Here is a 13,718-nt window from a genome sequence, read left to right on the forward strand (position 1 = left end):
ACCATGAAACTCGAAACAGTCTCAGTCGACTTTACCGACGAGCAGAAGCGCTATCTCGAAGGCTTCACGACCGGTCTGCAGATCAGCCGGGTCGGTCGCGGCCTTGGTGGCGGCTCCGGCAAGGCGAATGCCGAGCCGACCGGTCCGGATGCCGTGCACATCAAGGCGCAGGACAAGGTCATCGCCTCGGGCAAGAAGCTCGCCGACCAGGAGAAGTTCAAGCGCGACGAGCATCCCTTCGACGCCTATCCGCGGCTGCGCCAGCAGGCGCTCGACAATGCGCCGCCGAGCCCGGCGGACAATTTCCGCTGGCGCTACTACGGCATCTTCTATGTCGCGCCGACGCAGGACTCCTACATGTGCCGCCTGCGCATCCCGAACGGCATCATGAAGCACTGGCAGTTGTCGGGCCTTGCCGATCTCGCCGACGATCTCTGCGGGCCGTACAGCCATGTCACGACGCGCGCCAACCTCCAGCTTCGCGAGATCCCGCCGAAGCACGCCGTGAAGCTGATCGAGGGCATCCAGGATCTCGGCCTGTGCTCGCGCGGCTCCGGCGCCGACAACATCCGCAACGTGACCGGGACGCCGACCGCCGGCATCGATCCGCAGGAAATCATCAACACGCGGCCGTTTGCGCGCGAGTGGCACTACCACATCCTCAACGACCGCTCGCTCTACGGCCTGCCGCGCAAGTTCAACGTCGCCTTCGACGGCGCCGGCAGGATCGCGGTGCTGGAAGAGACCAACGACATCGCCTTCACGGCGTTCGAGGTGAAGGACGGGTTCGGCGTCGAGCCCGGGGTCTGGTTCCGGCTCGGCCTCGGCGGCATCACCGGCCACAAGGATTTTGCAAAGTATTCCGGCATCATCGTCAAGCCGGAGCAGGCGACCGCTGTCGCCGATGCCATCGTGCGCGTGTTCATCGACCACGGCGACCGCACCAATCGCAACAAGGCGCGGCTGAAATACGTGCTCGACGCGATGGGCCATGACGGCTTCCTGAAGCTCGTCGAGGAACGGCTGAAGACGCCATTCACGCGCGTGCCGGAAGAGGCGTTTGCGCCGCGGCCTGCGGCTGACCGCATGGCTCATATCGGCGTGCACAAGCAGAAGCAGGACGGCCTCAACTGGATCGGCGTTTCGCTGACGCTCGGCAAGCTCACCTGTGATCAGATGCGGGGCCTTGCCAAGGTCGCGCGTGACCTCGGCGACGGGGAGATCCGCCTGACGGTCTGGCAGAACCTGCTGATCCCGGGCGTGCGCGACGAGAACGTCGAGCTTGCGATTGCCGCGATCAAGCAGATCGGGCTCGCGGTCGAGGCCTCGCATATCCGCGCCGGCCTGATCGCCTGCACCGGCAATGCCGGCTGCCGCTTCGCCGCCTCCAACACCAAACGCCACGCCGCCGAGATCGGCGACTGGTGCGAGCCGCGCGTCGAGATGGACAAGCCGGTCAACATCCACGTCACCGGCTGTCACCATTCCTGCGCGCAGCACTACATCAGCGACATCGGCCTGATCGGAGCGCGGGTGCCGGTGAACGAGGACGACACGGTCGAGGGCTATCACCTCTTCACCGGCGGCGGGTTCGGCCCCGATGCCGACGTCGGGCAGGAGGTCTATCACGACCTCAAGGCCGAGGACGCTCCGAAGACGGTCGAAGCGCTGCTCAAGGCCTATATCGCCCATCGCGCCTCGCCCGACGAAACCTTCCTCTCCTTTGCGCGCCGCCATGACGGCGAGACGCTGCGCAAGCTTGCCGATGCACAGGTGTCCGCATGAACCAGATCACCCCTCCGCCGAAACTCGATATCATTCCCGCCAGCGCCCCGTTCTCCGACGCGCAGCGCTCCTGGCTGAACGGATTCTTTGCCGGGTTGCTGTCGCCTGATGTGGCTACGCCCTTGTCGGCGGAGCAGGGCGCCGCCGTCATGCAAGCCGGCGACGGCGACGATGGCGAAGCGCCATGGCACGACCAGACCATGCCGATCGCCGACCGGATGAAGCTTGCAGAGGGGCGTCCCGTTCGCCGCAAGATGATGGCGGCGATGGCGCAGCAGGATTGCGGCCAGTGCGGCTATAATTGCCACGACTATTCGGAGGCGATCGCCACCCGCAGCGAAGCGCGGCTCAACCTGTGTGTTCCCGGCGGCAAGGAAACCGCGCGGATGCTGAAGTCGCTGTACGAGGAACTGGACAAGGCGCCGGCGGCCAAGGCGGGTGACAAGGGGGCCGACAAGGCGGATGCGGTGGCAGCGCCGGCCGTGACCGTGACGATCGCAGAGCCCGGCCGCTCGCGCGACAATCCGACCGAGGCGACGTTCCTGTCGCGGCGCCTCCTCAACAAGGGGAAGTCGGAGAAGGAGACCTATCACGTCGAGTTCGATCTCTCCGCGAGCAAGCTCGACTACATCGTCGGCGACAGCTTTGGTGTGTTCGCGCGCAACGATGTCGGCCTCGTCGACCAGATCATCGCACTGCTCGGCGCTTCCCACACCACCAAGGTGAACGGCAAGACACTGCGCGAGGTGCTGATCGACGACGTCTCGCTGTCGCCGGCGCCGGACTCGCTGTTCGAACTGATCTCCTTCATCACCGGGGGTGCGCAGCGCGAGAAGGCGCGGGCGCTGGCGCAGGGCGAGGATCCCGATGGCGACGCCGCCACGCTGGACGTGATGGCGGCGCTCCAAAAGTTTTCCGGCATACGGCCGCATCCCGAAGCCTTCGTCGAGGCGCTGGAGCCGCTCCAGCCGCGGCTCTATTCGATCTCGTCCTCGCACAATGCGACGCCGGGAAAACTGTCGCTGACGGTCGATTCCGTGCGCTATGTGATCGGCAAGCGCAAACGCATCGGCGTTGCCTCGACCTTCCTCGGCGAGCGCATCGCTGAGGGCGAGAAGCTCAAGGTCTATGTGCAGAAGGCGCATGGTTTCGGCCTGCCGCAGGACCCGAAGACGCCGGTTATCATGATCGGCCCCGGCACCGGCATCGCGCCGTTCCGCGCCTTCCTGCTCGACCGCAAGGCGACCGGTGCGCCGGGCAAGAACTGGCTGTTCTTCGGCCACCAGCGCAGCGATTGCGACTTCTTCTACCAGGAAGAGCTCAACGCGATGAAGACCTCGGGCCTGCTCACGCGCATGTCGCTGGCCTGGTCGCGCGACGGCGAGAAGAAGTTCTACGTGCAGGACCGCATGCGCGAGGTCGGCCGCGAATTGTGGACCTGGCTCGCCGAGGGCGCGCATCTCTACATCTGCGGCGATGCCAAGCGCATGGCCAAGGATGTCGAGCGCGCGCTGGTCGACATCGTCGCCCAGTTCGGGGCGCGCTCGACAGACGAAGCCGTCAGTTTTGTCGCCGAGCTCAAGAAGACCGGCCGCTTCCAGGCTGACGTCTACTAAGGCGCGACAAGATCAGCGTGAATCGTCCCGGCGGAGCAAGCGCCGGGCGTCACGCCGAGCGCGCGTTTCTACTGTGCATGGGGTTGTTTTCGCCATTTTTGTTTGGACCGGGTCCAGGGCCTAAAATCCGGCTGTCATCCCGCCGTCATCCGGGCCGGTTCCAACTGGCTCGGATCTTAACGAATAAGATTCTCGGAACCCGCGTGTGAAGAGAATTTGCACCTGCGACGGGGCGCCTTCAGAGAACCACCATCGCTATTTTCGCCGCCATCTTGCCTCCCGCCAGGGTTGATCCTTCATACTCGCGCAAATGGGGCGTTGGAGATCGACCATGCGCGAACTATCGGCGGAAGCCAGGCTGCACTTCTACGCGCGCTCGCTCTCGCGTCGGACCGGGGCGAGCATGCACCACGTCGGGCTCTACAGCGCCTTCGCGGTCATCGCCGCGATCGTGTTCGGCACGCTGTCGGTGCACCCGTTCTGATCACGCCCCGCGCTTGAACGGCGCGACTTCGATCGCCGCATCCTTCAACGCCTGACGCAAGGTCCGCGCGATCTCGACCGCGCCATGCGTATCGCCGTGGATGCAGACCGTATCCGTCCGCATCTTGATCACCTTGCCCGTCACGGACACCACCGCGCCGTCCTGCACCATGCGCACCACGCGATCGGCAATCGCCTTGGCATCGTGCAGCACCGCGCCGGGCTTCTTGCGCGAGACGAGATTGCCGTCGTCCTCATAGGCGCGGTCGGCGAACACCTCGTGCACCATCGGCAGATTGGCCGCTTCGCCGGCCTTCACCAGCTTCGAATTGGCGAGCACGACGAAGATCAGGCTTGGATCGACCGCCTTGATGCCGGCGGCGATCGCCTTCGCCGTCATGTCGTCCTCGCAGGCGACGTTGGACAGCGCACCATGCGCCTTCACATGCGTGACCTTGTGGCCGGCCGCGGTCGCGATCGCCTGCAAAGCGCCGATCTGGTAGGCGACGAGGTTCTCGATCTCGGAGGCCTTCAGGCCCGCGATCGGATGCCGGCCGAAGCCGTGGAGGTCGCGATATCCGGGGTGCGCGCCGACCGAAACGCCGCGTGCTTTCGCTAGCTCGACCGTCCTGCGCATGATGTCGGGATCGCCGGCATGGAAGCCGCAGGCGACGTTGACCGAGCTTGCCAGCTCGATCATCGCGGCGTCGTTGCCCATCTCCCACGCGCCAAAACCTTCGCCGAGGTCGCAATTGAGATCGATCGTCTTCATGGTTGCTCTCCGCCTCTGGTCGTCTTGTCGTTACGGCTCCGCCGTGACCTGCCACGTTCCGGCATCCACCGCGCTGACCGCATAGCCCGCGACGTTAGCATCGCTGAGCGCCTCGATGTTGAGCGCGACGGTGTCGGCGGAGCGGAGGCGATCGGGCAGGCTGCGGATGGCTTGCGCGAATTTGCGCGCCTCGTCCTGGGCCTCCGCCATGCTGACAGCCTTGAAGCGGAACGCGGTCCCCGCCGAGGTCTGCGCCAGACGGCCGACATCGGCCGTGATCACGGTTGCGATCTTCGGATAGCCGCCGGAGGTGCCGCGGTCCATCATCAGCGCGATCGGCGAGCCGTTGCCGGGCACCTGGATGCTGCCGTTGACGGTGCCGTCGGAGACGATGTTGTGGCCGTGCAGGTGCTTGATCGCGGGGCCTTCGAGCCGGTAGCCCATGCGGTCTGATGTCGCCGAGATCTTCCACTCGCTGTCCAGGAACAGTGCCTTGTTGGCGTCGTCGAACTCGTCGTCCTGCGGGCCCAGCACGACGCGGATCGGACCGCTCACGGGCTTCGGCAGCTCGATGCGCAGCTCCGCCGCGCCGCTCGCGGCATCGACGCTGAACTCATCACCGGCCTGGAGCGGGCGCGGGTAGGGGCTGCCGAGGCCGGCGCGGGCATTGACCGCGAGGCTGCCGAACACCGGCTCGCCCTTGATCCCGCCTTCGATCGCCAGATAGGTGAAGGCGCCACCGCGGGCGAAACCGAGCGTCAGGGTTTCGCCGTCCTTTAGCGTCACCGATGTGTCCATGGCGACCGGTCGCCCCGCGACGTCGGCATTGCGCGGCGCGCCGGCAATCGCCACGCGCACGGCGCCGTCACGGGCGGTGAAGGTGGCGCCGAACGGGCCGATCTCGACACTGGCCGCGAACGGCTCGTTGCCGACCAGCGTATTCGCGGCCGCGAGCGACAGACGGTCCATCGCCCCGCTCACGGTCAAGCCGTAGCGCTGCGCACCGTGCCGTCCGCCATCCTGGACGGAGCTTGCAGGGCCGATGCTGGCGACGATGAGCCGGCTCATGCGACCACCTGCTCGGCGATGATCTCGCCGGCCTCGGCGGCGCGGTCCTGTTCCTCGAACGTCTTGTGGTCGATGGCGAAAAACGTCACGCGATCACCGGGTTCGGTCAGGAAGGTCGGATTGCGGTGGAGCTGATAGGTCCGCACCGGCGTGCGGCCGAGCAGGTGCCAGCCGCTCGGGGCGGCCAGGCACTGGATTCCGGCCTGGATGCCGCCGATCGAGATCGTGCCGGCCGGCGTCAGCAGCCGCGGGTTCTGCCGCCGCGACATGTGCAGGGATTTGTCCAGGCCGCTGAGATAGGACCAGCCCGGCGTGAAGCCGATCATGGCAACCTTGTAGTCGCCGGCGACATGCCGGGCGACGATGTCGTCAGGCGTTGTGTTCAGCGCCTTGGCGACATCCTCGAGGTCGATGCCATGCTCGCCGCCATAGGCGACGGGGATGCGCCAGCGGCGCGTCCTGGTGGCCGGCGGCAGCGGCTGGGTCGCGATCGGGAGGAGCTTTTCGCCGAGCGCGTCGAAGCCGATCTTGCCGGGATCGTAATGCACCAGCAGCGAGCGATAGGTCGGCACGGTCTCGGTGATGCCGTCGATGGGGCTTGCCGCGAGCGCCTTGTCGAGTGCCAGCACGCGCTGGTTGGCGGCATCGTCGATGGTGCGGCTGAACTCGACCGTGACGGCGCTGTCGCCACTGGGCAGAAGGCGGGGCGGGGGAAGCGTCGCGGCCATTGAACTGTCAAAGCGCTGTCGAAATCGGGCTTCTCAGGAAACGCGGGCTCAGCCTTGAGTTCCGCTGATCCCTGCTTCGCGTAAATGCGCCCGCAAGTCCAATAAATTAATGCAAGGGGAAGCGATAAAGCCTTGTTATCGCGTCGCATAACCGCTCTACGGCCCTGCGTTCTTGGCCCTTGACGGAAAGCGCCCGGCTCGCAAGATGCGCGCGTTCTTTCCCGCCCATCCGGAGCTCGTCTGTTTCCATGTCGCTGTCCCCCGAAGCCCGCAAGACCCTCGCCGGCATCACCACTGCCACCATCACCACGGTCCTGCTGAAGAAGGGCCTGCGTAACGTGTGGATGCGCGGTGCGCGCCCGCTGCGCCCGGGCCTGCCGCGGCTGGTGGGACCTGCCTTCACGCTGCGCTTCGTGCCGGCGCGCGAGGATCTGGCGACGCCGGAATCCTGGTCGTCGCCGATCTCGACCCGCACCGCGATCGAGGCGATGCCGGAGGGCTGCATCGCCGTGGTCGATGCCATGGGCATCACCGATGCCGGCATCTTCGGCGACATCCTCTGCGCGCGCATGATGAAGCGCGGCGTCACCGCGCTCGTCACCGACGGCGTCGTGCGTGACGTCGAGGGCGTGCTCGGCACCAATCTTCCGGTCTGGTGCGACGGCAACGCCGCGCCGCCGTCGGTGGCGGGCCTGACCTTCGTTGGCTGGGGCGAGCCGATCGGCTGCGGCGGCGTCGCCGTGTTCCCGAACGACATCGTCGTCGCCGACCAGGACGGCTGCGTGCTGATCCCGCAGGCGATGCTCGATCACGTGCTCAACGAGGGCGTCGAGCAGGAGCGGATGGAAGCCTGGATCGTCAACGAGGTGAACAACGGCGCGGTGTTGCCGGGGCTCTATCCCATGAACGCCGAGACCAAGGCGCGTTACGCCGCCAGCAAGAAGTAACAGAAGCGAGGACACCATGGATATCACTGTCGCAGGCACGCGGCCGACCCGCCGCGCGCCCAAGGAAAACTTCACCGGCACCGTGTGGCAGGATCCCGTGATCATGGCGCCCGCGCCAGCACGGCTGAACTGCTCGCGCGTCGCATTCGAGCCCGGCGCGCGCACCAACTGGCATCACCATCCGCTCGGGCAGACGCTCTACGTCATCTCCGGCGTCGGGCGCGTTCAGACCAAGGGCGGACCGGTCCGTGAGATCCGCCCCGGCGACACCGTCTGGATTCCGCCGGGCGAGCTGCACTGGCACGGAGCATCGCCGACCAACGGCATGTGCCACATCGCCATGCAGGAAGCGCTCGACGGCGTCTACTCGACTTGGCTGGAGCCGGTCACCGACGCGGAGTATGGCGCAGCGCTGGGTTAGCGCTCGCGCCCCGGACAAGACGCATCGCCCCATGGCGATGCGTCGGCGATCCAGAGCCTAAATCCGCTCCGCCGTCCACGTGCCGGTGCAAAGGGCCCCGCGCCATGTGCCGGAGCCGGACGTGCCGCTCAGCCGGCCGAAGCCGACTGCACGCTTGATGCCGGTGCTCAAGGTGACGTTGATGCTGCCGGCATCGGCGACGCGGCCGGATGCGGACACCGCGGCGCTGCTCGAGGCGATCTGACCGTTGTTGATGCCGATCGCGACGGTCGCGCCGTTGCCGCAGGTCTCGCTCGATGACGAGATGCGGACGTTCCATGTCCCGTCGAAAGTGCTTGTCGTTGCGCCTGCCTGCGTGAGCGGGAAGGCGATGGCGACAATCGTGGCGAAGAGACCTTTGCGAAAACCGTTCATGACACGCCCCTGGGGTTGACCATGCGGCGATCGTGGCATGGGTTGCGCAACCGGCGATGTGAGGGCTGTCACGCGCGCAGCAGGCTCTGTGAGGTGGCGCACCTCGCGATGACACCGCGGGCAAAAGCAAAGGGGCCCGGATCACGGGCCCCTTGTCTCCGTCAAAGTGTCGAAGCCGAGCTTAGTTCACCCGCGTCCAGGTCTGGCCGCCGCAGAACATGCCGCCGAAGGCGCAGCCCTGCACGCGCAGGCGATCCGTACCCTTCATGGCGATCGTCGAATCGTAGGTCGAGCCGGTGTTGGGATCGAGGATGCGGCCGGACCATTTCTGGTCCTTGCCGGGCTTCATGTTGATCAGGACCTGCTCGCCGTTCTGGTTCGACTTGCTGTCGACCGAATAGCCACAGAGGTTGTTGCCGCATTGCTCGATGCGGACCTTGCCTTCCTTCTCCTCGGTGAGCCAGATGCCGAGCGGCGAATTGAGGTCGCGCGTCGGTGCAGCAGCGGGAGCCGGCGGCGCGACAGCGGCCGACTGAACGGGTGCGGGGGCAGGCGCCGGCGCGGGCGGCGCAGGTGGCGCCGGGGGTGCGGCAGCCACGGTCGGAGCCGGCGGGGGCGGCGCCACGGGAGCCGCCTGCTGCTCGACGGGAGCAGGGGCCGGAGGCGGTGCGGGCGGAGGCACGACGGCCGTATCAGCCGGTGCAGCATTGGCGGTCGCCGACGGCGGAGCAGGTGGCGCGGGAGGCGGTGCGGCCACGACGGGCGCGGGAGCCTGCACGGCTGCGGGCGGCGCTGTGGCAGCGGCCGGTGGAGGCGCCGGAGCAGCCGGGGCTTGCGGATCGGCCTTGGCCTCTTGCGGCGCCTGCTGGCCCGGACTTGTCTCGTTCTTCTTGGCCTTCTTGGCCTTGCCCTGGCCGGTGTTGTCATAGACGCCGGGGATCGACACCGTGCCCCGGTCGGGATCGATGCGGATGGTGCGCCCGCCATATTCGAAGGTGTACTGCGCTTGCGCAGCGGTGCTCGCCAAAAGGAATGCGGCCGTGGCCAACAGCTTCCTCATTTCGCATCTCCTGAACAGATGGTCCCCGGACCGACGCATACGCCCCGGCGCGATCGCAAAAAGTGATCTAGATCACTTTCATCCGTATGAGTCGTGCTCCGGCGGGTTCGGGTTCAATGCGCCCGGAACCCGTCCACAATTTGGCCGAAGCAAGCGACAGGAGGACGCGGTCCACAGTCCCGTTCCGATGGAATCGGAACGCGCGAACCGATACCCATTTCGCTCGAAGACGCTCTAGTCGAACCAGGCGGCGTAGATCTTCCTGTAGCTGCCGTCCTCCATGGAAATGTGCAGCCACTGGTCGACGAAGGCCTTCAGCGCCATGTCTCGCTGGAGCCAATAGGCCTTCTCGGAGAAGTCGAACGGTTTTTCCGGATGCACCGCGCACAGCACGCCTTGATGCTGCTTCTGCTGGTAGCGCGTCTCGGAAGCGTCCGTCATCATCAAATCGGCATTGCCCTTGGCGATCTCGTCGAAGATCACGGTATTGTCGGCGAAGACGGTGATGTCGGCGTCCTTGATGTTGGCGCGGGCGAAACGCTCGTTGGTGCCGCCGGGATTGACGATGACGCGGGTGCCCTTCTTGTCGATATCAGGGAGCGTCTGGTACTTGCCGACATCGGCGCAGCGCGCGATCGGCGTCTTGCCTTCGCGCATGATCGGCATCGAGAAGAAGCCTTTCCTCTGCCGGTCGAGCGTCACCGAGACGCCGCCCATGGCGATGTCGAACTGGTCGGCCTCGAAATCCTTCATCAGCTTCGGCCAGGCCGTCGGCACGAACTCGACCTTGACGCCCAGCGCCTTGCCGAGCGCCTCCGCCATGTCGACGTCGAAGCCGCTGAACTGCTGCGTGGCCTTGTCCAGATAGGTGAAGGGCTTGTAGTCGCCGGTCATCCCGACACGTAATGTGCCGCGCTTCATGATCTCGTCGAGGCGCGACGGCGCCGCCTGCTGTGCGTGGGCCGAAAGGTTCATCAGCAGCGCCACGGCCAAAGCCGACAGGAATCGAACGGTCATCTCTTCTCCACCCAAGCCCAAGCTGTCATTGTGCAGCTCTTCAGACGTGGATTTAGACCAGATGCCCGCCGCTGGCGAGGCAGAATTGAAAGGAATCCTGAGGTGACGATCTCGATGTACGAGGCCTCGGTCGGCCTCTTTGTGCCGTACTTACGCAACCTGTCCGCGCTGCTCGACAAGGGCGTGGCCTACGCCGAGACCCGCAAATTCAACCCGGCGGTCCTGCTCGGCATGCGCCTCGCACCCAACATGTACGACCTGGCGCAGCAGGTCGGTGAGGCCTGCCGCCATGCAACGGTCGCTCCGGCCTTGCTGGCGCAGCGCGAGCCGGTGACGCTGCCGGCGCTGGAGCACGACATGGCCGGGCTTCAGGCGCGTATCGCAACGTCAATCGAGTTCATCGAGGGCCTGCCGCGGGCCGAGATCGACGCGGCGGCGGAGCTGAATGTCTTCTTCAGGCTGAAGAACGGAACCGAGCTGCCCTTCACTGGACGGACGCTGCTGCTGACGTTCAGCGTCCCGCAGTTTTTCTTTCACGTCACGACGGCCTACGACCTGTTGCGGCACGCAGGCGTCGAGCTCGTGAAGCGGGATTTTCTCGGGCCCCGCGAGCGCTAGATCGCGCTTTAGGCTTCGCCCTTGCGTTCGAACTCGGCGAGCGAGCTGCGGCCGGCGATCTCGCTGCGCAGCAGCTCGAAACGCCTGTGCGCCTCGTCCTCGTGCGTGTCGACGAAATGCACGGCGGCGTCGCTCGTCATGGGGCCGCTGATGACCGGCGCGGACTGCTCGCCGATGGTCTCGTGGACGTAGTACTGGTCGTCATCGCCGCGATGGACCGTCCATTTGAGGCGGATCGCAACCATCGGCCCGGGACCGACCTTGCTGTAGCCGTCGGCATCGGTGTGCTCCGGCACCAGCGGCTGCTCCTCGACCACCGGATGCTCATCGGCAACCGGATGCTCGTCGACGACCGCATGCTCGTCGACGACCGAATGCTCATCGGCAGCCGCCGTTTCCGTTTCGGCGTCGCGGACGACGAGGACGGGCTCGGGGTGCTCCAGGATGCTGGCGATGGTCGCCAGCGCGTGGTCGGTCGGGTCGATTTCTGCCAAGGGTCCATCCTCCAGCTCGACGTGGCCGGCAAGTCTGTCCCACTGCCGCCGCGGCTCGGCATATTACGCGGGTTTGATTAAGGCTGAGTTGGGGCTCGATCTGCACCAAAATGGGACGCATTCTGGCGTTCCGAAGGCGGGCGGATGGGCCGCCCGCCTTGCGGTTTGGTCAGCCCAGCACGTCCTGATTGATGATGTTCTGCCGGATAGGATCGCCGTCCAGCACGCTCAGGATGTTGCGCGCGGTCTGTTCGCTCATGCGGCTCACCGCCTCGACCGTGACGCCCGCGACATGCGGGGCCATGATGACGTTGGGCAGCGCGAACAGCGCGTTGCTGACCGGCGGCGGCTCCACCTCGAACACGTCGATGCCGGCGCCGGCGAGCTTTCCGGACGTGAGCGCGTCGTACAGCGCCGCTTCCTTCACGATGCCGCCGCGTGCGGTATTGATGAGATAGGATTTCGGCTTCATCCGGCCGATCCGGGCCGCGTCAAACAGGCCGACCGTTTCCGGCGTCTTCGGACAATGGATGGTGACGAAGTCGGCATGGGGCAACGCAGCGTCGAGATCGGCGACGGGCTCGTAGCCGGCGGCCTTGATCTCGGCGGCGGGCTTGTAGGGATCGTAGACCTGGACCTTCATTTCCATCGCGAGGCAGCGCTTGGCGGTGCGGGTGCCGATGCGGCCGAAGCCGATCACCAGGACGGTCTTGCCGTAGAGATCGAACGGCAGCATGCCGAGACGGTCGGCCCATTTGCCGTCCTTGACGCAGGAATGCATCTCCTGCGCGCGTTTTGCCAGTGTCAGCATCATGAACAGCGCCTGCTCGGCGACCGAGGGCGAATTCGCGCTGCCGGCGACCATCAGCGGCACCTTGCGGCGGGAGAGGGCGGGCACGTCAACCGCGTCGTAGCCGACGCCGATCCGTGTCACCACCTTCATGTCCTTCGAGGCCTCAAGCTCGGTCTCGCCGAACGCGGTGGCGCCGAGCGCCACGCCATGGACCGGGGCATGGCTCTTCAACAGGGCCTCAAAATCCTTCGCTGAGATCAGGTTCGCAAATTCGACGAGCTCGATATCGTCTCGCTGAGTGAGGAGGGCGCGGGCCCCTTGCGACAAAGTTTGTGTAACGAAAATCTTCTTCTTGTTGGTCGCCATCGCTCCCCGCCTGCTCGCATTTCTTGGACCTGCGTCACAACACGACGCCGGTGTCCTCGTTTAGCAGGTGCATATTGTTGAGGTCCATCGCCAAACGCATGGGTGCCCCGTCCTTGGCGCCGGCATTGGGATCGACGCGGCCGCAGACCGGCGTGCCCTCGAGGCCGAAATAGACCAGGGTCTCCATCCCCATCGGCTCGGTGACGTCGAGCACGGTGTCGAAGCTCTCAACGCCCGGCCCCAGATGCGCATGCGCCTCGGTGAGGTGCTCGGGCCGGAGACCGAGCAGCAGCTTGTCGGTGCGCGGCAGCGCGTTGTAGCGCGCGGCGCGGGCCGGCGGCAGCGCAAAGGCGATGCGATCGGTGAGGCGGATCTGGAGCGTGCCGCCGACGTCCTCCAGCCGGCACGGGATGAAGTTCATCGCCGGCGAGCCGATGAAGCCCGCGACGAAGCGTGTCGCCGGCTTGTGGTAGAGCTCGTTCGGCGTGCCGATCTGCTCGATGCGTCCCTTGTTCATCACCACCACGCGATCGGCCAGCGTCATCGCCTCGACCTGGTCGTGGGTGACGTAGACCGTGGTGGTGCGCACCTTCTGGTGCACCTTCTTGATCTCGATCCGCATCTGCACGCGCAGCTTGGCATCGAGGTTGGACAGCGGCTCGTCGAACAGGAAGACCTTTGGATTGCGCACGATGGCGCGCCCCATCGCGACGCGCTGGCGCTGGCCGCCGGAGAGCTGCTTCGGCTTGCGGTCGATCAGGTCGGTGATGTCGAGGAGCCGTGCGGCTTCCGTCACCCGCGCCTTGATCTCGGCCTTGGGATAGTGCTTCAGGCGCAGTCCGAACGACATGTTCTCGGCGACCGTCATGTGCGGGTAGAGCGCATAGTTCTGGAACACCATCGCGATGTCGCGGTCCTTCGGCGGCACGTCGTTGACGACGTCGCCGCCGATCATGATGTCGCCGTCGCTGATGTCCTCGAGACCTGCGATCATGCGCAGCGTCGTCGACTTGCCGCAGCCCGAGGGGCCCACCAGCACGATGAACTCATGGTCGGCGATATCGAGGTCGATGCCGCGCACGGCTTCGACATCATCGTAACGCTTGACGACCTTACGCAATGCAACGTCAGCCATG

The 13,718-nt window shown here is 65.9% G+C and carries 15 protein-coding genes; 6 read left to right on the forward strand and 9 right to left on the reverse strand.

Translation table 11 applies throughout. The features are described from left to right. Positions 1–3: 3 nt before the first annotated feature. The 3 genes from ACVWW6_RS28850 (at position 4) to ACVWW6_RS28860 (ending at position 3,885) form a co-directional block, all read left to right on the forward strand. The gene (locus tag ACVWW6_RS28850; protein ID WP_456681784.1) at positions 4–1,785 is read left to right on the forward strand and encodes a NirA family protein; all 1,782 of its coding nucleotides are present in this window, start codon (positions 4–6) and stop codon (positions 1,783–1,785) included. Beyond that, on the forward strand, positions 1,782–3,401 hold the full coding sequence (locus ACVWW6_RS28855; protein WP_375762707.1) for a sulfite reductase subunit alpha: 1,620 nt from the start codon (positions 1,782–1,784) through the stop codon (positions 3,399–3,401). The genes ACVWW6_RS28850 and ACVWW6_RS28855 overlap by 4 nt, the downstream gene beginning before the upstream one ends. 331 nt (positions 3,402–3,732) lie before the next feature. Further along, positions 3,733–3,885, forward strand: a complete 153-nt coding sequence (locus ACVWW6_RS28860) for a hypothetical protein (RefSeq protein ID WP_014495196.1) — start codon at positions 3,733–3,735, stop codon at positions 3,883–3,885. Here ACVWW6_RS28860 and ACVWW6_RS28865 read toward each other — a convergent pair whose 3' ends face one another. From ACVWW6_RS28865 to pxpB, 3 genes are read right to left on the reverse strand one after another with little or no spacing between them, the layout of a single operon-like run. Beyond that, a complete protein-coding gene (locus ACVWW6_RS28865) occupies positions 3,886–4,656 on the reverse strand; it encodes a LamB/YcsF family protein (RefSeq protein ID WP_456681785.1) in 771 nt (256 codons plus the stop codon). It lies immediately after the preceding gene. 30 nt (positions 4,657–4,686) lie between these two features. Then, on the reverse strand, positions 4,687–5,724 hold the full coding sequence (locus tag ACVWW6_RS28870) for a 5-oxoprolinase subunit C family protein (protein ID WP_304565058.1): 1,038 nt from the start codon (positions 5,722–5,724) through the stop codon (positions 4,687–4,689). Continuing rightward, positions 5,721–6,452: a 5-oxoprolinase subunit PxpB gene (pxpB, locus tag ACVWW6_RS28875; RefSeq protein WP_028173992.1), complete on the reverse strand. Its 732-nt coding sequence runs from the start codon at positions 6,450–6,452 to the stop codon at positions 5,721–5,723. Before pxpB ends, ACVWW6_RS28870 begins: the two co-directional genes overlap by 4 nt. Before the next feature lie 248 nt (positions 6,453–6,700). On the opposite strand from pxpB, the gene ACVWW6_RS28880 reads away from it, so the two are divergent. Together ACVWW6_RS28880 and ACVWW6_RS28885 are read left to right on the forward strand one after the other, a co-directional pair. Further along, positions 6,701–7,399: a ribonuclease activity regulator RraA gene (locus ACVWW6_RS28880; RefSeq protein ID WP_456681786.1), complete on the forward strand. Its 699-nt coding sequence runs from the start codon at positions 6,701–6,703 to the stop codon at positions 7,397–7,399. A gap of 16 nt (positions 7,400–7,415) precedes the next feature. Continuing rightward, the gene (locus ACVWW6_RS28885; RefSeq protein WP_038967426.1) at positions 7,416–7,820 is read left to right on the forward strand and encodes a (R)-mandelonitrile lyase; all 405 of its coding nucleotides are present in this window, start codon (positions 7,416–7,418) and stop codon (positions 7,818–7,820) included. A 57-nt stretch (positions 7,821–7,877) separates the two neighbouring features. Here ACVWW6_RS28885 and ACVWW6_RS28890 read toward each other — a convergent pair whose 3' ends face one another. The 3 genes from ACVWW6_RS28890 to ACVWW6_RS28900 form a co-directional block, all read right to left on the reverse strand. Next, on the reverse strand, positions 7,878–8,234 hold the full coding sequence (locus ACVWW6_RS28890) for a hypothetical protein (protein WP_028173994.1): 357 nt from the start codon (positions 8,232–8,234) through the stop codon (positions 7,878–7,880). A 181-nt stretch (positions 8,235–8,415) separates the two neighbouring features. After that, complete coding sequence (locus ACVWW6_RS28895; RefSeq protein WP_456681787.1) at positions 8,416–9,294, reverse strand: DUF2147 domain-containing protein; 879 nt, start codon at positions 9,292–9,294, stop codon at positions 8,416–8,418. Between the two features lie 234 nt (positions 9,295–9,528). Then, complete coding sequence (locus ACVWW6_RS28900; protein WP_011087332.1) at positions 9,529–10,311, reverse strand: transporter substrate-binding domain-containing protein; 783 nt, start codon at positions 10,309–10,311, stop codon at positions 9,529–9,531. A gap of 114 nt (positions 10,312–10,425) precedes the next feature. Between ACVWW6_RS28900 and ACVWW6_RS28905 the strand changes: the two genes are divergently transcribed. After that, positions 10,426–10,929 (forward strand): DUF1993 domain-containing protein, encoded by a 504-nt coding sequence (locus tag ACVWW6_RS28905; RefSeq protein WP_038967429.1) that lies wholly within the window; start codon positions 10,426–10,428, stop codon positions 10,927–10,929. Positions 10,930–10,937: 8 nt separating this feature from the next. Here ACVWW6_RS28905 and ACVWW6_RS28910 read toward each other — a convergent pair whose 3' ends face one another. The 3 genes from ACVWW6_RS28910 to ACVWW6_RS28920 all read right to left on the reverse strand — a co-directional run bounded on the left by ACVWW6_RS28910 (position 10,938) and on the right by ACVWW6_RS28920 (position 13,717). Then, positions 10,938–11,423 carry a hypothetical protein gene (locus ACVWW6_RS28910; RefSeq protein ID WP_028173998.1) on the reverse strand — a complete coding sequence of 162 codons (486 nt, stop codon included), beginning with the start codon at positions 11,421–11,423 and terminating at the stop codon, positions 10,938–10,940. Positions 11,424–11,592: 169 nt separating this feature from the next. Then, positions 11,593–12,582: a hydroxyacid dehydrogenase gene (locus tag ACVWW6_RS28915; RefSeq protein WP_060912215.1), complete on the reverse strand. Its 990-nt coding sequence runs from the start codon at positions 12,580–12,582 to the stop codon at positions 11,593–11,595. A 34-nt stretch (positions 12,583–12,616) separates the two neighbouring features. Then, on the reverse strand, positions 12,617–13,717 hold the full coding sequence (locus ACVWW6_RS28920) for an ABC transporter ATP-binding protein (RefSeq protein WP_011087328.1): 1,101 nt from the start codon (positions 13,715–13,717) through the stop codon (positions 12,617–12,619). Position 13,718 lies beyond the last annotated feature (1 nt).

Source organism: Bradyrhizobium sp. USDA 3311 (assembly GCF_054062495.1).

What these genes read in the sequence shown, in the direction of transcription:
- ACVWW6_RS28850 (WP_456681784.1), top strand. Translation starts at nt 4, where the DNA reads ATGAAACTCGAAACAGTCTCAGTCGACTTTACCGACGAGCAGAAGCGC.
- ACVWW6_RS28855 (WP_375762707.1), top strand. Translation starts at nt 1,782, where the DNA reads ATGAACCAGATCACCCCTCCGCCGAAACTCGATATCATTCCCGCCAGC.
- ACVWW6_RS28860 (WP_014495196.1), top strand. Translation starts at nt 3,733, where the DNA reads ATGCGCGAACTATCGGCGGAAGCCAGGCTGCACTTCTACGCGCGCTCG.
- ACVWW6_RS28865 (WP_456681785.1), bottom strand. Translation starts at nt 4,656, where the DNA reads ATGAAGACGATCGATCTCAATTGCGACCTCGGCGAAGGTTTTGGCGCG.
- ACVWW6_RS28870 (WP_304565058.1), bottom strand. Translation starts at nt 5,724, where the DNA reads ATGAGCCGGCTCATCGTCGCCAGCATCGGCCCTGCAAGCTCCGTCCAG.
- pxpB (WP_028173992.1), bottom strand. Translation starts at nt 6,452, where the DNA reads ATGGCCGCGACGCTTCCCCCGCCCCGCCTTCTGCCCAGTGGCGACAGC.
- ACVWW6_RS28880 (WP_456681786.1), top strand. Translation starts at nt 6,701, where the DNA reads ATGTCGCTGTCCCCCGAAGCCCGCAAGACCCTCGCCGGCATCACCACT.
- ACVWW6_RS28885 (WP_038967426.1), top strand. Translation starts at nt 7,416, where the DNA reads ATGGATATCACTGTCGCAGGCACGCGGCCGACCCGCCGCGCGCCCAAG.
- ACVWW6_RS28890 (WP_028173994.1), bottom strand. Translation starts at nt 8,234, where the DNA reads ATGAACGGTTTTCGCAAAGGTCTCTTCGCCACGATTGTCGCCATCGCC.
- ACVWW6_RS28895 (WP_456681787.1), bottom strand. Translation starts at nt 9,294, where the DNA reads ATGAGGAAGCTGTTGGCCACGGCCGCATTCCTTTTGGCGAGCACCGCT.
- ACVWW6_RS28900 (WP_011087332.1), bottom strand. Translation starts at nt 10,311, where the DNA reads ATGACCGTTCGATTCCTGTCGGCTTTGGCCGTGGCGCTGCTGATGAAC.
- ACVWW6_RS28905 (WP_038967429.1), top strand. Translation starts at nt 10,426, where the DNA reads ATGTACGAGGCCTCGGTCGGCCTCTTTGTGCCGTACTTACGCAACCTG.
- ACVWW6_RS28915 (WP_060912215.1), bottom strand. Translation starts at nt 12,582, where the DNA reads ATGGCGACCAACAAGAAGAAGATTTTCGTTACACAAACTTTGTCGCAA.
- ACVWW6_RS28920 (WP_011087328.1), bottom strand. Translation starts at nt 13,717, where the DNA reads ATGGCTGACGTTGCATTGCGTAAGGTCGTCAAGCGTTACGATGATGTC.